Consider the following 20,754-nt stretch of genomic DNA (forward strand, 5'->3'; position numbering starts at 1 on the left):
ATTGATTAATGCGCTCAGAACAGCAAGTATAAAATGCTTGCTGTTTTTTTTTAGATTTATCACTTACACTTTTATTATGAGATTGTTTACAATTGTTTTCGTTTGCCTGTGTTGGATAAGCTCGGCTAATGCCCAGTTTAAAGGGAAGGTTTTTTTAGATAAAAACAGTAACAAACAGGCAGATGCAGGCGAACAAGGGATAGCCGGTATCGCGGTTTCTGACGGACAGAATGTGCTGAAGACAGATCAGAATGGTAACTATACATTGCCGGGAACTTCAAAGACCAGGTTTATTTTCATAACCCTTCCAGCGGGGTATAAATTTGCCGACAAGCACTATATAAAGGCAGATGGCACTTCAAAGGATTATAACTTTGGACTGGTACCTGATCCTTCAAGCGCCGGAACTTCGATAAAAATGCTGCAGATCACCGATACGGAAACCTATACTTATAACGACTGGATCGTTAACGTTAGAGAGTATGCAAAGAAACAGGGCATTAGCTTTATCGTGCATACTGGAGATATTTGTTATGAGAAGGGACTGAATTTTCACGCCAGTCAGGTTACTTCTGAAGCATTGGGTAAACAAATCTATTATTGTATCGGAAATCATGATCTGGTAAAAGGAGCCTATGGAGAGGAGCTTTTTGAAGGTCTCTTTGGGCCCGTATATTATTCCTTTGATGCCGGTCCGGCTCACTTCATTGTAACTCCAATGCGTTCAGGAGATTATCAGCCATCTTATACAGTCGACGAGGTAATCAGCTGGATGAAAAAGGATCTTGCAGCTACAGATAAGAACAAACCGGTGATCATCTTTAACCATGACTTACTGACCTATAACGATCAATTTGTGCTGAAGGGTAAAAATGACTCTATCAATCTGAATGACAATAACCTGAAGGCTTGGGTGTATGGGCACTGGCATAATAATTTTGTAAGAAAAAGCGACAAGACAGGTATACACTACATTTCTACTGCATCGCCTGATAAGGGAGGAATCGATAATTCTGCGGGGCAATTCCTGTCTATAGAAATAGATCAGAATGGAATAAAGGAGGTGAAGCCACATTATAGTTATCTGCATAAACACCTTGTTGTAAATAGCCCGTCTGGCGCAGATATGGTACAGATCAGTAAGGGCAACCTGATGATCAACGCCAATGTATACGATAGCGAAACAACCGTGAAGCAGGTGAGGAGTATTATTTATAATTCCAAAGGAAACAAGGTTGCGGAAACGTCGCTTTCTGCAAATACAGACTGGAACTGGACAGGTAAAATACCTGTACTAAAGCTGGAAAAAGGAACTCCGCTCACCATCCAGACTGAAGTTTCTTTTGCTGATGGAGAGGAGCACATTCAAAAGCAATCATTTACCATTGCTGCTAAAACCACAGGTACACCACTAAAGTGGATCACCAGCTTGAAAGGGAATATCTGGAAAACCGCACCACTATTGGCCGAGGGGAAATTGTTTGCGGCCACTATAGATGACGGAAACAACATCAATTGTGGGGTTACTGCACTGGATCCAAATACAGGCGCTGTGCTGTGGAACTACAAAACACGCAATTCGATAAAACATGAACTGGCTTATGATGGCGGGTTGATACTTTGTACGGATATGGAAGGATTTACCTATGCGCTAAAGGCAAGTAGCGGAGCTTTGGTTTGGAAGAAAGATATAGGAATGAAAAATCTGCCAGGATATATATCAGGAGGAATTGCTGAAAATGGGATTTATTATACCGGTTCAGGAAATTATTTTCAGGCTTTAGAAGTAAAGACCGGTAATACTCTTTGGGTAAACAAGGACTGGAGAGGAGGAGAGGGAACACCTGAGAAAATGACGATTGCAGGTGATGTAATTGTGACGGGCAGCAACTGGCAAAGCCTTTTCGGACATGATAAGAAGACAGGGAAATTACTGTGGAAGAGAAGTGATGATGGACTGCGTTTCAGAAGCAGTACAGGCAAGTATGTAAATGGGAATATTTACATTACCGGCTTGAACTCAATCTTTATCATTGATCCCCTCACTGGAAAAACCCTCAAAAAGATTGATGCTGCCTATGAGTTTAAAGTAATGGCGACACCATTGGTGACCGAAAAATACATCATCATGCCAACGGCCAAAAACGGTGTGGTGGCTTATGACATCAATACCCTGAAGGAAGTTTGGAACAGACCGGTAGGTAATGCGCTGGTTTATTCGGCACCTTATACTGGCCCGGGATCAGGAACGGTAGAGAATTCCGTGGTGCTTCATCAAGGAAAACTTCTTTTCGGTGCTTCTGATGGTTATTTCTATGTATTGGAACAAAACTCGGGAAAGGTGCTGAAGAAAATCAATCTTGGTGCACCTGTATTTGCAGACATAACGATCGATAAGGGTATTGCCTACGTAGCGGATTTTGCCGGAAATGTGTATTCGATTGGTAGTCTTTAATTAGAAGTAAATTGTTAAAAGGTCTTATTGCAAATTGCAGTAAGGCCTTTTTTAATTCAAGGAATATGAGGTTTTAATTAGGAACTGATAAGCTACATTAATAAAAGTAACTTTGATCACTTTAGTTGATCAAATTTTTTTAGTAATTTGCTTTTATAGAAAACAGTACTTAAATCACCGCCCTATTATGAAGTGTCGTTCTCAAATCTTAAGCATCCTCTTATTCTGCTGTCCTGTTATTGTCATTGCCCAGGGCATCAATCTGCCGGTGTCTGAAAAGGCGAAGATCAATTTTTCGGGTATGATCCAAACGCAGTTTAATTATTCCTTAGATGATGACATCGATATCAATGGAATGCATCATTCCGGATCGGAGCAATTCTCTCACAATTCCTTTTCTGTAAAGCGGGCAAGGCTGCAACTAAATGCTACGATCAACGACAGAATCAACGCAGTGATACTGGTGAATTTCGGAGATTTCACAGGTAACCCTCAAAATAAGGTGCTCGAGAATGCTTTTATCAAGTATAGCATAAATGATTATGTAAACTTTCAATTTGGACAGTTCAGGCCACAATTTGGACAGGAAGATAATTATCCGGTAGACCTGGTAAGATCCATCGACTATTCCAATCAGTATTATTTGTTCGGTTCAAACAGCTGGCAGAGTTTCCAGATTGGGGCCAGTTATTTTGGCGAAATAAAAGACATTGCTATTCCAATTAAGTATTCCATCGGTGTTTTTAATGGCAATAATCGCAATCAGACCGGGGATAATGATGATGGAAAGATTTTTCCTGCCAGGCTGGTCTTTGGTCTGGGAAAAACAACCCTTTTGGGCTTTAGCGGTGGTGCGGGTAAGAATCTTGGTGAGAAGATCTGGGCCTACGGTGCAGATATAGACTATAAGCAGAAATTGAATGAAACCTGGGGTATAGAGCTTGTTTCTGAATACAAGCAGGGAATCAACAGCGCTTTGTTCTTTAGTCGGGCTACCCCCGCTGCTTCAATTAACAACTTTGCAATGCGGGGGATTTACTTTCAGCCAAATGTAAGCTACGCAGTAAAAAACAGCAGGTTAAAGAGCCTGGAACTTGCTTGCAGGTATGAATACCTGGATTCAGATTTTAAGCAGGCTGGCAATGCCAGACAGAGTTATATTCCTATGGCCAGCGCTTCATTTGCAGACGCTTATGCAATAAGGGTCCAGTTGGGCTACCTGATGGACCGCTATCAGGAAAACATTCCGAATACTACGCAATACAATACCAATAGGATCATTTGCCAGGTGCAGGCAAGATTTTAAAACAACAGTTCTTTAAAATTTCTCATTCTAATATTAATGCCCCTTAATTCATTTGATTATGAAAGAAATTAACTACAAAATGATTCTGGTTACCCTGGCATTCGGACTTTTGATCTGGTTCCTGCCAATCCCGGACGGCGTAAAACCTGAAGCCTGGCATTTGCTGGCAATTTTCCTTGCCACCATTCTGGGAATCATACTCAAGGCCGCTTCTATGGGGACCATGTCTATGATTGCAATAGCACTGGTAGCCGTGACAGGTGTACTTGCACCAGGCAATCCCGGGAAATCTATTTCTCTGGCTTTGAGTAGTTTTGGTGATAAGGTGATCTGGCTTATTGGTATTTCTTTTTTCATAGCCAGGGGATTTATTAAAACAGGTTTGGGCAGCAGAATTGCCTACCTTTTCATCCGCGTATTTGGGAAAAGCTCACTTGGATTAGGCTACGGATTGGGCTTAGCAGATTTGGTTTTAGCTCCCGCAATTCCAAGTAATACTGCCAGGGGCGGTGGAATCATTTATCCCATCATGAAATCTATGGCGATGAACTTTGGCTCTATTCCCGAAAAAGCAGAAACACACCGCAAGCTTGGAGCTTATTTGTCGCTCAACTGCTATAACGTCAACCTGATCACTTCTGCTATGTTCCTGACTGGAACAGCAAGTAATCCGATGTGTCAGAAATTTGCTGCGGACCTTGGTGTACATATCACCTGGATGTCCTGGATGTGGGCTGCAATAGTTCCGGGAATCATCTCACTAATCGCCGTGCCGTATATCCTCTATAAAATCTATCCGCCAGAACTAAAGAAAACAGATGGAGCTACCAAAATGGCTACTGAAAAGTTAAAGGAAATGGGCGCAGTAACACGTAACGAATGGTTGATGCTCATTGCCTTTTTTGTGCTGTTGTTCTTGTGGATCACCGGTGATCTCTTTAAAATAGATGCCACTACTACTGCTTTCATTGGTCTGGTATTTTTGCTGCTGTCGCAGGTGCTCACCTGGGAAGATGTGAAAAGCGAAAAAGGCGCATGGGATACTATAGTTTGGTTTTCAGCCCTCGTGATGATGGGCAGTGCATTGAACCAACTGGGATTGATTCCATGGTTTAGCGAACTGGTGAAGACGAAGATCGGAGGAATGAGCTGGACTATGGCTTTTCCGATTATCATCCTGGTTTATTATTACAGCCACTATATGTTTGCGAGTGCTACTGCACATGTGGCTTCCATGTATGCCGCATTACTGGGGGTTGGGATTAGCATAGGTATTCCGCCAATGCTGCTGGCTTTATCACTAGGCTTTTGCGGCGGTATTTTCGGCACACTTACACACTACGGACACGGGCCGGCCCCCGTGTTTTTTGGAAGTACATTCGTAGATGTAAAGGACTGGTGGTCCAGAGGCTTTATCCTCAGCATCTTCTTCATCCTGATATGGATAGGTATTGGTGGTTTATGGTGGAAAGCAATTGGTATTTATTAATTAAGCGTTATGGAAAAAAAGCAATTCCTATCCAGTTTAATGCGAAAAACGCTGATGGCAGTTACGGGTCTGTTTTTGTGCTTTTTCCTCGTCATTCACCTGTTGGGAAACCTGCAGTTGCTACTCCCTGAAGCGCAGGCAAGGGAGAGTTTTAACGGTTATTCACAGATTTTATCCGGTAATATATTTATCAAAATCATTTCTTATGTGTTGTATGCCTCGATTATCATACACGGGATTGATGCATTGATCATCACGCTAAAGAACAGGAAGACTTCAGGGAAATATGTCCACGATCAAAGGGGAGTCTCCAGTAAATGGTACTCCAGGAATATGGGCATATTGGGAACTTTGATACTGATCTTCCTGGTCTTTCATTTTAAAGACTTCTGGTATCAGTATAAGTTTGGCGCTTTGCCTGTAGATGATTCAGGACATAAAGACCTTTATGGAATTGTGATTGGGGTTTATCAGGACTGGTGGTACGTGCTTTTTTATGTGCTTTCGATGTTTGCTCTGGGCTTTCATCTGCTGCATGGATTCTTTAGCGCAGCTAGGAGCCTCGGTGTTTATCATCCTAAGTATGTAGGATGGATCAGGAATTTTGGTAAATGGTACAGTTATGTTATAACACTGGGCTTTGCCATCATACCTGTATACATTTATTTAACAAGATACGTATGGAACTAAATGCTAAAATCCCACCTGGCCCACTAAAGGATAAATGGAGTTATTATAAGGACCATGCAAAGCTGGTAAATCCGGCAAACCGTAAAAAACTGGATGTTATTGTTGTGGGCACCGGTCTTGCCGGTAGTTCTGCTGCCGCATCATTAGCCGAAATGGGTTATAATGTAAAGGCGTTTTGTTTTCAGGATTCAGCAAGAAGGGCACATTCGGTAGCAGCACAAGGTGGTGTGAATGCAGCAAAGAATTATAAAAATGATGGTGACAGCGTATACCGGATGTTTTACGATACGATAAAGGGTGGTGATTTTCGTTCGCGTGAAGCCAATGTATACCGTCTTGCAGAGTGTTCCGCACAACTGATCGACCAGGCGGTAGCGCAAGGTGTACCTTTTGGCAGAGAGTATGGTGGTTATCTGAACAACAGGTCATTTGGTGGCGTGCAGGTAAGCCGTACGTTTTATGCGAGGGGGCAGACCGGGCAACAATTGCTATTGGGTGCATACCAGGCTTTATTGCGACAGGTTTCACTAAAAACAGTGCAATTGTATACCAGGCATGAAATGCTTGATCTGGTGGTTATTGACGGAAAGGCAAGGGGTATTATTGTGAGAAATCTGGATACCGGTGAGATAGAAAGGCATGCCGCACATACTGTGGTACTGGCTACAGGAGGTTTTGGTAAGATTTATTATTTATCTACCCTGGCCATGGGCTGCAATGCCTCTGCGATCTGGCGTGCCCATAAAAAAGGCGCCCTGATGGCTTGCCCGAGCTGGACTCAGGTGCATCCCACTTCATTACCACAATCGGGTGAATACCAGTCGAAGCTGACCTTGATGTCTGAATCGCTCAGAAATGACGGACGGATCTGGGTGCCCTTGAAAAAAGACGACCAGAGAAAGCCCGTCGATATACCGGAGGCTGAGCGCGACTACTACCTCGAACGAAAATATCCAGCCTTTGGAAACCTTGCCCCGCGTGATATTTCATCAAGGGCAGCAAAGGAAAGAATTGATGCCGGTTATGGTATTGGTGCACAGAAGAATGCGGTTTACCTCGACTTCTCAAAAGCTATAAAAGAGCAGGGACAGGATAAAATAGCCCAGAAATATGGCAACTTGTTCAATATGTACCGGAAAATCACCGCTATTGATGCCTATACCGAACCGATGATGATCTCGCCTGCGGCGCATTTCTCCATGGGTGGCCTGTGGGTAGACTATGAACTGATGACGACTGTTCCGGGACTCTTTGCTCTGGGAGAAGCCAATTTTTCTGATCATGGAGCAAACCGTCTAGGCGCAAACTCCCTGTTGCAAGCCTGTGTGGATGGTTATTTTGTAGCACCGTATACCATCTCAAATTACCTTTCCGGTGAAATCAAAGAAGGACATATTGATACCAGCCGGCAAGAGTTTGTGGATGCCGAAATACAAGTGCGCGCACATTTGTCTGCCTTAATTGCCATAAATGGCACTAAAACAGCAGATCATTATCATAAGGTCTTAGGGAAATTATTGTACGACTACTGCGGTCTTTCCAGAAGCAGGGAAGGTTTGCTAAAGGCTATCGCAGAAATCAAAGTGTTGAGGGAAGATTTTTACAGAGACCTTAAGGTTTCCGGTGCGGAGGATGAAATGAACGGGGAATTAGAGAAGGCAGGAAGAGTGGGAGATTATCTGGAGGTAGCAGAGCTGATGTGTCAGGATGCACTGACCAGAGAGGAATCTTGCGGGGCTCATTTCAGGGAAGAATACCAGACCCCGGAAGGTGAAGCGCTGAGAAACGATGAGCAATTTTGCTTTGTATCTGCCTGGCAATGGCAGGGTGAAGGGAAAGAAGAAACATTGATCCCTGAACCTTTGAAATTTGAAAATGTGGAGTTGACGGTTAGAAGTTATAAATAATACAATTGACCTATGAAAATTTTTCTGAAGATCTGGAGACAAACTGATGCCGGAAGCCAGGGTAAGCTGGTTGATTATGAACTGGATAATGTGATTCCACACATGTCCTTTTTGGAGATGATGGATACGCTTAATGAAAAGCTGGTATTGGAGGGCGACAGACCCGTAGAGTTTGACCATGACTGCAGGGAAGGGATCTGTGGGCAGTGTGGCATGATGATCAATGGAAGGGCACATGGCCCGGTGGCACAGTTGACTACCTGTCAGCTGCACATGCGTGAATTTAAAGATGGGGATACCATTTATGTTGAACCGTTCAGGGCCGAAGCATTTCCGGTGAAAAGAGACCTGAGGGTAGACAGATCGGCCTTCGATAGGATCATCATGGCGGGTGGTTTTGTTTCAGTGAACACTGGACAGGCGCCGGAAGCCAATGGCATTCCGATTACACTTGAGCAGGTAGAATCGGCATTTGATTCGGCGGCATGTATCGGCTGCGGCGCTTGCGTGGCTACCTGTAAAAATTCCAGTGCTGCACTATTTACATCTGCTAAGATTAGTCATCTGGCAAAACTGCCGCAGGGAAAAATGGAATCCAGAAAAAGAGCACTTTCTATGGTCGCGAGAATGGATGAAGAGCAGTTTGGGCATTGCAGTAATACAGAAGCGTGTGAAGTAGAGTGCCCGCAGGGAATATCAGTATTGAATATAGCGAGGATGAACTGGGAATATACGTTGAGTCGTATTTTGAAAAAGTGATAAGTGGTATTTTGCATTTATCTTAAACACACCCGTCATCTCGAACGCATGTGAGAGATCTCTTGTTTATGTATAGTTCAAGAGATCTCTCCTGTCGTCGAGATGACGGGTGTATATAAGTTTCCTGATCAACTATTAATCTTTTCTCAATAGCGTCTTCCAGCTTGTTTTGTTGCTGATCAGGTCATAAAGATCTTTGATGTCGATGCGTTGCTGCTCCATCGTGTCGCGGTGACGGATGGTTACAGTATCATCTTCTAATGTCTGATGATCAATGGTTAAGCAGAACGGAGTACCGATGGCATCTTGCCTGCGGTAACGCTTGCCGATAGCATCTTTCTCTTCGTAAATACAATTGAAATCCAATTTCAGACTATCCATGACTTCTCTTGCTTTTTCTGGCAGGCCATCTTTTTTAGTAAGCGGGAATATCGCTACTTTGATAGGGGCAAGGCATGGGTGCAAACGAAGCAATGTTCTGCTGTCCTGTCTTTCTTCCGTACTCAGATCTTCCTCTTCCAGAGCGTTGATCAGTGTAAGCAGGAACATACGATCCAGACCAATTGAAGTCTCGATTACGTAAGGCACATAGTTTCCGTAAGGTTTTCCGTTTTCATCCAATTCAGCATCAAAATACTGCATTTTCTTACCTGAAAATTCCTGGTGCTGCGACAAATCGAAATCTGTACGGCTGTGGATACCTTCTACTTCTTTAAATCCGAATGGGAATTCAAATTCAATATCAGTAGCTGCGTTGGCATAATGAGCCAGTTTCACATGGTCATGGTAACGGTATTTTTCGGCCGGCGTACCCAAAGCTTTATGCCAGTTCAGACGTGCTTCTTTCCAGTATTCAAACCATTTTTTGTCCTCACCCGGACGCACAAAGAATTGCATTTCCATTTGTTCAAATTCACGCATACGCATGATGAACTGGCGTGCAATCACTTCATTTCTGAAAGCTTTGCCAATCTGTGCGATACCAAAAGGAATTTTCATTCTTCCGGATTTCTGTACATTCAGGAAGTTAACAAAGATACCCTGAGCAGTCTCCGGTCTCAAATATACTTCTTCAGAGCCTTCGGCCATGGCGCCAAACTGCGTGCTGAACATCAGGTTGAACTGACGTACATCTGTCCAGTTTTTAGTGCCGCTTACCGGGCAGGCAATCTCATGCTCCTCTATAAGAGTTTTTAACTGTTGAAGGTCTTCTGCCTTAAGGGCATTATCCATATCAGTTTGCAGCTTTGCAGCTTTATCAGTTTTGCCGTCTTTTTCATAACGGGCTATTTTATCTTCCAGTAACTGATCGGCACGGTAGCGTTTTTTAGAATCTTTATTGTCGATCATCGGATCATTGAACCCATCAACGTGGCCACTGGCTTTCCAGATTTTTGGATGCATAAAAATTGCAGAATCAATACCTACAATATTTTCATGCATTTGTACCATGGCTTTCCACCAATAAGTTTTGATGTTGTTCTTTAATTCAGCACCTAACTGCCCGTAATCGTATACAGCACTTAGTCCATCATATATTTCGCTGCTCTGAAATACAAAACCGTATTCCTTTGCATGTGATATTACATTTTTAAATTGCTCGTCGTTAGTGTTTTTAGCCATAATGGTGCAAACTTAGATAAAATATTTTAATGGTTTTCATGAATGCAAGCGTGATTTTTCTACTTTTGAAGGAGATCTCATCAGCAAACGTAAAATTTAATTCAATTGAGCATTAAGGTACAACATTTAAGTAAATATTACGACAAGCAAAAGGCTGTTGATGCGATCAGTTTTGAGGCCGGTCCGGGTAAGATACTTGGATTTCTGGGCCCGAATGGCGCGGGTAAGTCTACCACCATGAAAATGCTCACCGGTTACCTGCAGCCCAGTTCGGGCTCGGCTCAGCTCTGCGGATATGATACACAATCTCAAAGTATCGAAGTAAAACGTGTACTTGGATATCTGCCGGAACATACACCATTGTATGCCGACATGTATGTGAAGGAATTTCTGACTTTTGTAGCCAGTACTTACGGACTAAAAGACGTCAGCAAAAAAGTGCAGGATACGATCGAGTTGGTCGGACTGTCTGCTGAACAACACAAAAAAATCCAGATGTTGTCTAAAGGCTACAAACAGCGTGTTGGCCTTGCACAGGCAATCATCCACGATCCCGAGGTGCTGATCCTGGATGAGCCAACTTCAGGTCTTGATCCCAATCAGCTTACCGACATCAGGGAACTGATCAAGAAACTGGGCAGGAATAAGACGGTTATACTTTCCACGCATATCATGCAGGAAGTGGAGGCAATATGCGATGTAGTGATCATCATCAATAAAGGGCAGATTGTAGCGAACGCTACTGTCGCCGAACTCAAGGAAACACATCAGCTTCAATCATTAGAAGAAATATTCAGGAAGCTCACTGCTTGATCATTGTGTATTCGCAGTGCAAAATAAAATCATTCCCTGTATAGCTGTATACGGATAAGACATCATAGCAGTTGAGCTGCTATTTTCTCTTGCTTTTGTCTTGCTTTTCTCTTGCTCCTCTCTTGCTATTGTCTTGCTCAAGCAGGAAAAACCCAAGTTTTTGTCAATAGTCTAGCCAATGAAATTAAAGAGAAGAATATAACCCTTTCAGTAAGAGGTATAAAAGTAAAGACTAAGGATTGGGTTACACTTTTTAGAATTTTCTTTCGGGAAGTTTGTAACGATTGGCAGCATTTTTGCATCTAAGCCATAAATCAAATTAAATAATAATAACATGAAAAAATTATTACTACTAACAGCAGTTGCAGGTTTATTTGCATTTTCTAGTGTAAATGCACAAACTAAAGCTCCTAAATTAAGTGTAGGTGCTGAATTCGCTTTCCCAATGGGAGATTTTGGTGACGCTTATGATTTCGGTTACGGAGGTTCTTTACAGTATCAGCACCCTGTTGCTGCAAATTTATTGGTAACTGGTAGTGCTGGTTATACTAACTTTCAGTCAAAAGACCTACCTCTTGTTGGAAAAGTAAATTGGGGATCTATTCCGGTTAAAGCTGGTGCAAGATATTATTTCGGCGAGAACTTTTTTGGTGCTGCTGAATTAGGTGCTGCATTTGGTACTAAAAGCGGTAGCACTACTGCATTCGTTTATTCACCAGGTATTGGTGTTGACTTTGCTGTAGCTGATAAAGGATCTGTTGAATTGGGCGCACGTTATGAAGCCTGGTCGGCAAATTCTAATACCAGTGGTTTCATCGGTTTAAGATTAGCTTATAACATCGGTTTATAATTATCTACCTCTGATAATGAAAAAGGCTTCCATTTAGGAAGCCTTTTTCATTTTAAGGGAATTTCTTCTTTAATTTTTAACAAACAACTTGTCTAAATGCGCTTTATAGCGTTTGAGGTCTGTAGGGATATCCGCGTTTTTTTCGACATCATGAAAATGGATACTCTGAAGGGGTTCCATCCCGGTAAAAGCGTTCATCCTGTGGAAGCCAAACAGAGGCCCTTCATCTACACTTTTTTCATTGAAAAACTCTCCGGGTAGGGTAAAGGCTGTTGACGGTGCATTCCATGAGGTTGTAAGCAAGTATTGTTTGCCATGCAGCATACCGCCTGTGCCATAATTTATTTGCGGATTTGCTGCCGACCGGCCATCGCTTTTGTAGATCCCGTTTTCGTGACCTTCGGTAAATACGACATCGATGTACTGTTTAAATCCATGCGGCAACTGGAACCACCATATCGGGGTATGGTATATGATCACATCTGCCCATTTGTAGTTTTCTACTTCCTGCTTAGGATCATATTCGTCATTTACATCCGTAGCGCGGATGTCGAATTCTTCTTTTCCTGTAAAGTAACCTACTGTAGTATCTAATAAAGTCTTATTGAATTTTCCGCCGGAATGTCCAAAAACCTGACCTCCATTGATTACAAAAATCTTTTTCATCTGTATAAAATTTGTTCTGTTGTATTTCTTTGAATACGGGACAAAATTACGGCATTAGGTTGTGCCGTTAAAATAACTTAAATGATGATTTTGTATCAGAATAATGATACTTAAATGAACGGCTTTTTTTGGGTTTCATGGATTAATACAGTATTTAGGTATGGGTTTGTTGTAGAATGAAGCAATTTTTCTAACTTCGGCATCATTAATCAGAATGCATGTACGCAGTTTTTAAACGGGAATTATTTAGCTTGCTCAACTCGCTGATGGCGTATATTACCATTGGTGTCTTTTTGATGGCTACTGGTTTGTTGCTTTGGTTTTTTCCTGATACTTCCATTCTCGAATATGGGTATGCGGAGTTAAATGGTTTTTTTAGTCTGGCGCCGTTCCTTTTCATGTTTCTTATTCCTGCCATTACCATGCGTTCATTTGCAGAAGAACGCAGAGAAGGTACCTATGTTTTGCTGGCTACACGGCCGTTGACCGACTGGCAGATTATACTTGGTAAATATTTCGCCTGTTTTGCGCTGATTGTTTTTGCGCTGGTACCCACATTGATTTACTATTATTCAGTTTATAAGCTGGGATTTCCCGAAGGCAATATTGATAGTGGTGCTGCGGTAGGTTCCTATCTGGGCTTATTACTGCTGGGAGCAGCTTTTGTTTCAATTGGCATCTTTGCCTCTTCGATCACAAAAAATCAGGTCGTGGCTTTTGCTGTTTCCGTATTTATTTGTTTCATCACCTACAATGGGTTCGATGCAATGAGTCAAGTCTTCAGCCTTCAATATTTTGAAAGTATACTGCTCAATTTGAGTGTAAATGAACACTATCAGTCGATCAGCAGGGGTGTACTGGATAGCAGAGACCTGGTGTATTTCATTACTTTTATGTTGTTTTTTTTAGGACTGACAAGACTGGTGATAGGAGGTAGAAAATGGTAGGCTCTAAGCGGATTTCCGGTATTTTAATTTTTGTTGCTGCTTTGATTTGTTTGAATGTTCTGAGCCAGTATTTTTATACCAGAATTGATTTTACAAAAGAAAAGCGCTTTACATTAACAGAAAAATCAAGATCGATCTTAAAAGGAATTTCCAAACCTGTAACCATCAGGGTATATCTGGATGGTGATTTACCTGCTGCTTTTAAACGGTTGCGTAATGCGGCTAAGGATTTGCTGGCAGATTATAAAGCTTATTCAGGTGCAGATCTTAAGATCATATTTGTTGACCCTCTGTCTGGCTTGTCAGCCGGGGCAGAACAGGATACAGTAGTGAAGCAGTTGTATGAAGCCGGAATAGAGCCAACTACCCTGAATATTAAAAATGACAATGGTTTTGCTCAGAAGACCATTTTTCCGATGGCCATGGTAGAAGGTAACGGGAATGGAATGCCGGTAAAGTTGCTGCAGAACCTGGATGCTTCAGGTAATTATGAAGAACACATTAATAACTCCATACAGAATCTGGAATACATATTTACCTCGGCAATACAGAAAGTGCTGAGCGGAGTATACCCTCGGATCGGGTTTACAGAAGGTAATGGAGAATTGTCTGATTTGCAGGTAGATGATGCGATAAAAAGCTTGTCTGAAAGTTACGAGGTAGGCAGGGTAAACCTGAACCTGATCGATAAAGATGGACTGGATAAACTGAAAATGCTGGTGATCGCAAAGCCTCAAAAGGAATTTACCGAAGCTGAAAAATACAAGATCAATTATTTTGTGATGAAGGGAGGAAGTGTGGTCTGGTGTATAGATCAGGTGGGCGCCGACCTTGACAGTATGGGACGTTCGGGAGAGCAACTGGCTTTCAACAGGAAGCTAAATCTTGATGATATGTTGTTCATGTATGGCGCGAGAGTGAATTATAACTTGGTTGCAGATGCGAACTGTGCTGAAATCCCTTTGAGTATGGGTAGTCAGCAGCAGATTCAGATGGCTCCCTGGGTATATTATCCATTGCTCATGCCGGATACGTCAAATAACCTGGTGAAGAATATTGACGGGATCAGGACTGAATTTTTGAGTACGGTAGATACGATAGCTGTGCGGGGTATCCGGAAAACGGTGATTTTGCATACCTCGGCCTTTAATAAAGTTTTTAATACACCAAAATTGCTTTCGCTTCAAATGGTAGCAGAGCAGCCAAATCCAAAGGACTATGCAAGTGTACCACAGTCGGCCGGTGTACTGCTCGAAGGGATTTTTCCTTCTGTTTTTTTAAACAGGGCGCTGCCTGTGGGAATAACCCGAGATTATGGAGTGCCCGCTGAAAGTAAGTCTGCAAAGATGGTTGTTATCGGAGATGGAGATGTGTTTAAAAATCAGGTCAGCGCTAAGGATGGCTCAGTTTTTCCCCTGGGTTTTGACAGGTATACACAAACAAACTACGGGAATAAGGCATTGTTATTAAATATTGCAGATTACATGACCAATGATGAGAATTTAATCTCTTTACGCAATAAAGAGGTTAAGATCAGGTTATTGGATAAGGCCTTATTGCGTACTGAAAAGTTGAAATGGCAGGCGATAAATGTGGCTTTTCCATTGCTATTGTTAATATCATTCGCAATTTTTCAACATTATTACCGCAAGCGTAAGTATGCGAGGTAATTTTTATATTTTTGAGAACTGACTAGATCATACTATGAGATTTATTGTATCCACATCAACGTTATTAAAACATTTGCAAACGGTAAATGGTGCATCAAGCAGCAGTACTGTTTTGCCTATACTTGAAAACTTCCTTTTTGAAATTAAAGATGGAAGTTTGACCATATCTGCTACAGATTTGCAAACCAGCATGACTACATCTTTGGCTGTTGAATCTAAAGAAGGCGGAAAAGTAGCTGTGCCTGCAAGAATATTATTAGATACTTTAAAAACACTTCCGGATCAGCCAATCTCTTTTAATATTGATGACAGCACTTTCTCAATTGAGATCAGCGCGGGTGATGGTAAGTATAAACTGAGTGGTGAAAACGGAGATGATTTTCCAAAGATCCCGGTGGTTGAAAATGCTTCATCTGTAAACCTGCCTGCATCAGTACTGACTGAAGCAATTACCAAAACGATATTTGCCGTGAGTAATGATGAGCTTCGTCCGGCGATGACAGGTGTGTTTTGTCAATTGTCTGAGCAGCACATTACCTTTGTAGCTACTGATGCCCACAAATTGGTAAGGTACAGACGTATGGATAGTAAAGCAGATAAAACATCTTCTTTTATCCTTCCTAAAAAAGCATTGACTTTATTGAAAGCAGCTTTGCCTTCAACAGACGTGAATGTATCGGTTGACTATAACGCAACCAGTGCCTTCTTTAAATTCGAGAATATCAATTTGGTTTGTCGTTTGATCGATGAGCGTTACCCTGATTATGAAGCAGTTATTCCTGCAAATAATCCGAATAAATTGGTGATCGACAGGGCATTGTTTTTAAATACCTTGAGAAGGGTAGTGATTTTTGCTAATAAAACTACACATCAGGTACGTTTAAAAATCAACGGTAGCGAACTGAATATCTCTTCTGAAGATCTGGATTTTGCAAATGAAGCGCATGAGCGTCTGAGCTGCCAGTATGAAGGTGAAGATTTGGAGATCGGATTTAATGCCCGCTTTTTAATTGAAATGCTGAGTAATCTGAGTGGTGAGGAAGTTACATTAGAACTTTCTACTCCTAACCGTGCAGGGTTATTAATTCCTCAGACTAATAATGAGAATGAGGACGTTTTAATGCTGGTAATGCCGGTAATGTTAAATAATTATAATTAATTCATTACAACTGATACGGAGTGGCTTGGTTTTTGACCGAGCCATTGTTGTTTTAGCGTGTAAATATCTAATCATCAAAATATTATTGTTATGAAAAATTCATATTTCTTATCGAAGAAGGCAGGGACAGCGCTGTTGATGTCCTGCCTGAGCCTGGTCGTTCTTTTGACATCGTGTGTTAAAGAACCAAAACCGGAGCCAACTGGCGAAGCATCTGTAAGGTTTGTAAATGCTGTACAAGGATCAAGCGCGCAGGATGTGTATGTAAATGGAACTAAGAAAAGTGCTGTTCCGCTTGTTTATGGTGGTGCTACAAGTTCATTTACCATAACTTCGGGAACCAATCAGTTTGTATTTGCAAATGAAGGCGCTGCTACAGGAACTACAGGGACTGCTTTAAATGTACCAATTGGCGCAAATTTCCACGTATTCATGTTCAGGGATAAATCTACTGTTACCGTTCCTGGAGAAATAGTAGCAGGGCCGGTTTCTATTGACGCTACAGCTCCTGCAACGGGCAAAGCTAAAGTGAGATTTCTCCATTTGAACAGTTATTTGAACAATTCAATTGCTGTATCCGTAGTAGGTGGCGCATCATTAGTTACAGGAGTAGGATTCGGGGCTAGTTCTAATTACTTTGCGGTTGATCCCGGAGCTAAGTTAGCGCTTGCTGCTACTGGTGTTACTACAGGAGATATAGATCCAGGTTTTGTGGCTGGTAAAATTTATACCATCTGGTTTGATGGTTCATCAGCTACAGAATTAAATGGTCACGTAATTTTAGAAAATTAATATGACATTCTAAAGGTTAAAAATATCATGGTTATTGCCATGATATTTTTATTTTTGGGCTTAATTTATAGGACTTGGAATTTTTTTCGTTTTTAGTAGACTTCCTTTTGCATATCGACAAGCATCTGGAGGAAATCATCAGAGATTATCGCAATTGGACTTATGCCATTCTCTTCCTTATCATTTTTGCGGAAACAGGTTTTGTAGTTACGCCTTTTTTACCAGGTGACTCCTTGTTGTTTGCCATGGGTGCTTTAATTGCCGGAGGAAACACCGGTTTGAGTATCTGGGTAATGATGATGTTGCTGATCGCTGCGGCAATACTGGGGAATTCCCTGAATTATAAGCTGGGTAGTTTTTTTGGGGTGAAGGTATTCAAAGAGAGCAATAAGATACTCAAACTCGAATATTATAACCAGTCACATATGTTTTTTGAAAAGCATGGTGGTAAGGCAATTATATTTAGCCGTTTTCTGCCTATTTTCAGAACCATTGCACCCTTTGTTGCGGGGATTGCGAAAATGCCTTTTGGCAGGTTTACTCTTTTTAATGTCATTGGTGGAGTAGCATGGATTGCAAGTTTGTTGCTGGCTGGTTATCTGCTTGGACAAATTCCGATAGTTAAAAAGAACTTCGACCTTGTAATCGTTGTAATTGCTGTCGTGACATTCTTCCCGGCTATATTTGCAGCAGTAAAATCCAGAATGAACAAGAAAAAGGCAGTTCAGGAAACACCTGTACAGGAAGAAACAGAAGCTTAGTTTTCTCTTCCTATAATAGTTTCTTTTTGATAAAGCTGTTCAGTTTTTTTATCCTCAGGTTCAGCGCTATTCTTTTTGAAATGCTGCAGATCGGGCTGACCTGCATCGATCCAGGCAGCGTACCAGAATGAACCAATAGCAAGGATAGAGGCTTTCATTTGGCGTTCTACCATGTTGTTTAACAGTTGCTGGTATGCTGTGGCATACTCTTTACTGTATTGTTTGGTAACTGTGGCATTTCTTTCTGAAAAGCTATATTTCCTGTAGCTCGGAAAATTGTCGCTTAGCAAGGCTTCGCATTGAAGTACAGAATCTACAAGACTGTGCGTATGTGTAATGATTCTCCAGGCCTCTTTTAGCGGATTCTCGATATATCTGGCTTTACCAACCATGTAATTGTAATTTCCGTGAAATAGTTCCGGTAACCTGCTTTCCCAAAAGGCATGAATACCAGTCTGGCCCGTCAGTTGTCCATTGTGATTCTTGGTGGTGTGCAGGGGAACATGCGCATCGGCAATATAGTGCCCGAGATAGGCTGAATAGACAAGTATTTTAACGGAATCTCTGGTTTTAAATGCGTTTACCAGCTTATAATAGCTGACCTGGATTTGCCATGGGAGAATTCCATTCTCATTCAACGTGGTTAGTCCGTACCTTTTGACCGCATCTTCCCATTTCCGCGGGATGCTATCGATGTTTTTTTCATAAAGTTCTACATCCAGGTAATGCCTCGGAGCCTCAGCTGTATCTGCATACCTTCTTTTATCAGGATCGACGGCATGTTCAGAAAGGTATTTGATATTTGCCTTATAGAACCTGTTTATCCCGTTGGGCAGGGTAAATACCGCAAAGCGGTTGATTTTCATATGGGCAAAAAAGCCCCAGGATCCAAATAGGATAAGGGCAAGAATTAAAAAAGCGGATAAAACCAGTTGTTTCATCCGCTAAATTCGATAAAAGAAAGTATTGAGTGTTTATTTATCTATACTTTTTCCTTTCATAGCAGAAGAGACAGCCACATCCATTACTCTTTCGGCAAAAGGACGGGTAAATTCATTGAGTTCGTCAGCCTTTTTCAGGATTTCATCTTTTTCGGCTTTGGCTAACGCTTGTTTAAGTGCCTCGATGTAAGTTTTGGTATCGCTGATCTCCTCTTCTGTTAGGAATGATCCATGTTTTTCTATAAACCTTTCGGCGGTATATACCAATTGCTCACCTTCGCTTCTGGCCTCAATGAGCATTCTTTGTGCTACATCACTCTTTGCATGAGTGATGCTGTCGATCAGCATCTTTTCTACAGTTTCATCAGTAAGCCCGTAACTGGGAGTGATGTCTATTTCCTGTTTCACACCGGATCTCAGTTCTATAGCCTGAACTGTCAGTATTCCATCTGCGTTCAGCATGAAATTGATGTCTACTTTTGGAAGACCGGCAGGCATTGCAGGGATGCCCTTCAGGTCAAATTCTGCTAACTTCCGGTTTTCGCTTACAAGATCCCTTTCACCCTGGAAAACGGAAATCTTCATGTTGACTTGTCCATCCAGCGAAGTAGTATATTGTCTGCCTGCTTTTGTAGGCACTTTTGCATTTCTTGGAATGATCACATCCATTAGCCCACCCATTGTTTCGATTCCGAGAGAGAGGGGTGTTACATCTAATAAAAGAATGTCAGAACGGTTGCCCGCCAGTATATCGGCCTGAATGGCGGCACCAAGAGCAACTACCTCATCAGGATTGATCTGATCATGCGGCTGACGGTTGAAAAATGATGCAACCTGCTGTTTGACAAATGGAGTCCTCGTAGAGCCCCCGACTAACACCACTTCGTCAATCTGGTCAACAGTAAGTTTGGCATCGCTGAGTGCTTGTTGGCATGATGCTATTGTTTCTGTAACCTTTGATGCGATGAGCTCCTGAAAGGTCTGCTTATCTATGGTACACCAGATCTCTGCTGATTTGGCTTCATTATGACCGCTAAAAGCGAGTTTTTCGTTGTATAAGTTTTGTGTGCTTAATGCTTTCTTTGCTTCTTCAGCTTTTAACCTCAATGATTGCATTAAACTGGAATTGGCAGCAAGTTCTTCCTTATTGAGGTTATTTTTCTCGATCCAGTAATGAACAATAGCGCGGTCAAAATCGTCTCCGCCAAGGAAGGTGTTTCCATTGGTAGACAGTACTTCAAATATTCCGTTTTGAATGGATAAGATAGAGACATCAAAAGTACCACCACCTAAATCATACACCGCTATTGTTTTTTGTTGGGTAGGGTCGAGGCCAAGGCCGTAAGCCAAACTTGCTGCAGTGGGTTCGTTTACAATGCGCAATACATCCAGGCCTGCAAGTTTACCTGCGTCTCTGGTCGCCTGGCGTTGACTGTCGTTGAAATAGGCTGGCACTGTAATCACAGCCCGGTTTACCGGGGTTTTAAGTGCATGTTCTGCACGGGCTTTTAACTCTTTTAAAATCTGTGCAGAGAGTTCAATTGGGGTGTAAAATTTATCACCGGCTTTGATCTTTACCAGTGAGTCGTTTTCGTCATCAATTATTTTATAAGAGAAAGTATCCTGATGCGCAGCGACATCTTTATAAGACCGTCCAAGCAATCTTTTTACTGAAAAAATAGTGTTTGCAGGGTCAGTAATTAAAAATTCTTTGGCTTCATTTCCAACAAGGGCATCACCTTGTGCATTGAAATGTACTACAGATGGAACGAGCAGGCCTTTACCTGTATCATTTATCACTTGTGGGTTTTTATCAGGATTGATAAATGCGACAAGACTATTTGTAGTTCCTAAATCAATACCTACAATAATTTCTTCCTGCTGTAATGAACCTGTTGCCAGGTTAATGGATATTTTTGCCATAGT

At 41.8% G+C, this 20,754-nt stretch carries 17 protein-coding genes; 13 read left to right on the top strand and 4 right to left on the bottom strand.

Features of this window, described 5'->3' with window-relative positions; translation table 11 throughout:
* Positions 1-76 precede the first annotated feature (76 nt).
* From R2Q78_RS12695 to R2Q78_RS12720, 6 genes are all read left to right on the top strand, one after another.
* The gene (locus R2Q78_RS12695; RefSeq protein WP_316792429.1) at positions 77-2,455 is read left to right on the top strand and encodes a PQQ-binding-like beta-propeller repeat protein; all 2,379 of its coding nucleotides are present in this window, start codon (positions 77-79) and stop codon (positions 2,453-2,455) included.
* Between the two features lie 187 nt (positions 2,456-2,642).
* The gene (locus R2Q78_RS12700; protein WP_316792430.1) at positions 2,643-3,761 is read left to right on the top strand and encodes a porin; all 1,119 of its coding nucleotides are present in this window, start codon (positions 2,643-2,645) and stop codon (positions 3,759-3,761) included.
* Positions 3,762-3,819: 58 nt separating this feature from the next.
* Positions 3,820-5,250, top strand: a complete 1,431-nt coding sequence (locus R2Q78_RS12705; protein WP_316792432.1) for an anion permease — start codon at positions 3,820-3,822, stop codon at positions 5,248-5,250.
* A 9-nt stretch (positions 5,251-5,259) separates the two neighbouring features.
* Entirely contained in the window at positions 5,260-5,940 is a 681-nt protein-coding gene (locus R2Q78_RS12710) for a succinate dehydrogenase cytochrome b subunit (RefSeq protein WP_316792434.1), read from the top strand.
* A complete protein-coding gene (locus R2Q78_RS12715; protein WP_316792436.1) occupies positions 5,931-7,847 on the top strand; it encodes a fumarate reductase/succinate dehydrogenase flavoprotein subunit in 1,917 nt (638 codons plus the stop codon). Before R2Q78_RS12710 ends, R2Q78_RS12715 begins: the two co-directional genes overlap by 10 nt.
* A gap of 12 nt (positions 7,848-7,859) precedes the next feature.
* Positions 7,860-8,606, top strand: coding sequence for a succinate dehydrogenase/fumarate reductase iron-sulfur subunit (locus R2Q78_RS12720; protein ID WP_316792438.1), 747 nt, complete (start codon positions 7,860-7,862; stop codon positions 8,604-8,606).
* Between the two features lie 135 nt (positions 8,607-8,741).
* Here R2Q78_RS12720 and R2Q78_RS12725 read toward each other — a convergent pair whose 3' ends face one another.
* A complete protein-coding gene (locus tag R2Q78_RS12725; RefSeq protein ID WP_316792440.1) occupies positions 8,742-10,229 on the bottom strand; it encodes a glycine--tRNA ligase in 1,488 nt (495 codons plus the stop codon).
* 105 nt (positions 10,230-10,334) lie between these two features.
* Between R2Q78_RS12725 and R2Q78_RS12730 the strand changes: the two genes are divergently transcribed.
* Together R2Q78_RS12730 and R2Q78_RS12735 are read left to right on the top strand one after the other, a co-directional pair.
* Positions 10,335-11,042, top strand: a complete 708-nt coding sequence (locus R2Q78_RS12730; RefSeq protein ID WP_316792443.1) for an ATP-binding cassette domain-containing protein — start codon at positions 10,335-10,337, stop codon at positions 11,040-11,042.
* Between the two features lie 334 nt (positions 11,043-11,376).
* Positions 11,377-11,892, top strand: coding sequence for a hypothetical protein (locus tag R2Q78_RS12735; protein ID WP_316792445.1), 516 nt, complete (start codon positions 11,377-11,379; stop codon positions 11,890-11,892).
* Between the two features lie 69 nt (positions 11,893-11,961).
* Here the strand turns inward: R2Q78_RS12735 and R2Q78_RS12740 are convergent, their stop codons facing one another.
* Positions 11,962-12,558: an NAD(P)H-dependent oxidoreductase gene (locus R2Q78_RS12740; RefSeq protein ID WP_316792447.1), complete on the bottom strand. Its 597-nt coding sequence runs from the start codon at positions 12,556-12,558 to the stop codon at positions 11,962-11,964.
* A 218-nt stretch (positions 12,559-12,776) separates the two neighbouring features.
* On the opposite strand from R2Q78_RS12740, the gene gldF reads away from it, so the two are divergent.
* The 5 genes from gldF (at position 12,777) to R2Q78_RS12765 (ending at position 17,887) form a co-directional block, all read left to right on the top strand.
* Complete coding sequence (gene gldF / locus R2Q78_RS12745) at positions 12,777-13,505, top strand: gliding motility-associated ABC transporter permease subunit GldF (protein ID WP_316792449.1); 729 nt, start codon at positions 12,777-12,779, stop codon at positions 13,503-13,505.
* Entirely contained in the window at positions 13,499-15,175 is a 1,677-nt protein-coding gene (gene gldG, locus R2Q78_RS12750; RefSeq protein WP_316792452.1) for a gliding motility-associated ABC transporter substrate-binding protein GldG, read from the top strand. Before gldF ends, gldG begins: the two co-directional genes overlap by 7 nt.
* A 34-nt stretch (positions 15,176-15,209) precedes the next feature.
* Positions 15,210-16,334, top strand: a complete 1,125-nt coding sequence (gene dnaN / locus R2Q78_RS12755; protein WP_316792455.1) for a DNA polymerase III subunit beta — start codon at positions 15,210-15,212, stop codon at positions 16,332-16,334.
* Positions 16,335-16,424: 90 nt separating this feature from the next.
* Positions 16,425-17,126, top strand: coding sequence for a DUF4397 domain-containing protein (locus R2Q78_RS12760; RefSeq protein ID WP_316792456.1), 702 nt, complete (start codon positions 16,425-16,427; stop codon positions 17,124-17,126).
* Between the two features lie 74 nt (positions 17,127-17,200).
* Positions 17,201-17,887 carry a DedA family protein gene (locus R2Q78_RS12765; protein WP_316792458.1) on the top strand — a complete coding sequence of 229 codons (687 nt, stop codon included), beginning with the start codon at positions 17,201-17,203 and terminating at the stop codon, positions 17,885-17,887.
* Here R2Q78_RS12765 and R2Q78_RS12770 read toward each other — a convergent pair.
* Both R2Q78_RS12770 and dnaK read right to left on the bottom strand, forming a co-directional pair.
* On the bottom strand, positions 17,884-18,828 hold the full coding sequence (locus R2Q78_RS12770) for a zinc dependent phospholipase C family protein (protein ID WP_316792460.1): 945 nt from the start codon (positions 18,826-18,828) through the stop codon (positions 17,884-17,886). The two genes, R2Q78_RS12765 and R2Q78_RS12770, sit on opposite strands and share 4 nt — an antisense overlap.
* Before the next feature lie 33 nt (positions 18,829-18,861).
* The gene (gene dnaK, locus R2Q78_RS12775; protein WP_316792462.1) at positions 18,862-20,751 is read right to left on the bottom strand and encodes a molecular chaperone DnaK; all 1,890 of its coding nucleotides are present in this window, start codon (positions 20,749-20,751) and stop codon (positions 18,862-18,864) included.
* Between the last annotated feature and the right edge of the window lie 3 nt (positions 20,752-20,754).

Source organism: Pedobacter frigoris (assembly GCF_032678645.1).
In the GTDB taxonomy this organism is placed as follows: domain Bacteria; phylum Bacteroidota; class Bacteroidia; order Sphingobacteriales; family Sphingobacteriaceae; genus Pedobacter; species Pedobacter frigoris_A.

What these genes read in the sequence shown, in the direction of transcription:
- R2Q78_RS12695 (WP_316792429.1), top strand. Translation starts at nt 77, where the DNA reads ATGAGATTGTTTACAATTGTTTTCGTTTGCCTGTGTTGGATAAGCTCG.
- R2Q78_RS12700 (WP_316792430.1), top strand. Translation starts at nt 2,643, where the DNA reads ATGAAGTGTCGTTCTCAAATCTTAAGCATCCTCTTATTCTGCTGTCCT.
- R2Q78_RS12705 (WP_316792432.1), top strand. Translation starts at nt 3,820, where the DNA reads ATGAAAGAAATTAACTACAAAATGATTCTGGTTACCCTGGCATTCGGA.
- R2Q78_RS12710 (WP_316792434.1), top strand. Translation starts at nt 5,260, where the DNA reads ATGGAAAAAAAGCAATTCCTATCCAGTTTAATGCGAAAAACGCTGATG.
- R2Q78_RS12715 (WP_316792436.1), top strand. Translation starts at nt 5,931, where the DNA reads ATGGAACTAAATGCTAAAATCCCACCTGGCCCACTAAAGGATAAATGG.
- R2Q78_RS12720 (WP_316792438.1), top strand. Translation starts at nt 7,860, where the DNA reads ATGAAAATTTTTCTGAAGATCTGGAGACAAACTGATGCCGGAAGCCAG.
- R2Q78_RS12725 (WP_316792440.1), bottom strand. Translation starts at nt 10,229, where the DNA reads ATGGCTAAAAACACTAACGACGAGCAATTTAAAAATGTAATATCACAT.
- R2Q78_RS12735 (WP_316792445.1), top strand. Translation starts at nt 11,377, where the DNA reads ATGAAAAAATTATTACTACTAACAGCAGTTGCAGGTTTATTTGCATTT.
- R2Q78_RS12740 (WP_316792447.1), bottom strand. Translation starts at nt 12,558, where the DNA reads ATGAAAAAGATTTTTGTAATCAATGGAGGTCAGGTTTTTGGACATTCC.
- gldF (WP_316792449.1), top strand. Translation starts at nt 12,777, where the DNA reads ATGTACGCAGTTTTTAAACGGGAATTATTTAGCTTGCTCAACTCGCTG.
- gldG (WP_316792452.1), top strand. Translation starts at nt 13,499, where the DNA reads ATGGTAGGCTCTAAGCGGATTTCCGGTATTTTAATTTTTGTTGCTGCT.
- dnaN (WP_316792455.1), top strand. Translation starts at nt 15,210, where the DNA reads ATGAGATTTATTGTATCCACATCAACGTTATTAAAACATTTGCAAACG.
- R2Q78_RS12760 (WP_316792456.1), top strand. Translation starts at nt 16,425, where the DNA reads ATGAAAAATTCATATTTCTTATCGAAGAAGGCAGGGACAGCGCTGTTG.
- R2Q78_RS12770 (WP_316792460.1), bottom strand. Translation starts at nt 18,828, where the DNA reads ATGAAACAACTGGTTTTATCCGCTTTTTTAATTCTTGCCCTTATCCTA.
- dnaK (WP_316792462.1), bottom strand. Translation starts at nt 20,751, where the DNA reads ATGGCAAAAATATCCATTAACCTGGCAACAGGTTCATTACAGCAGGAA.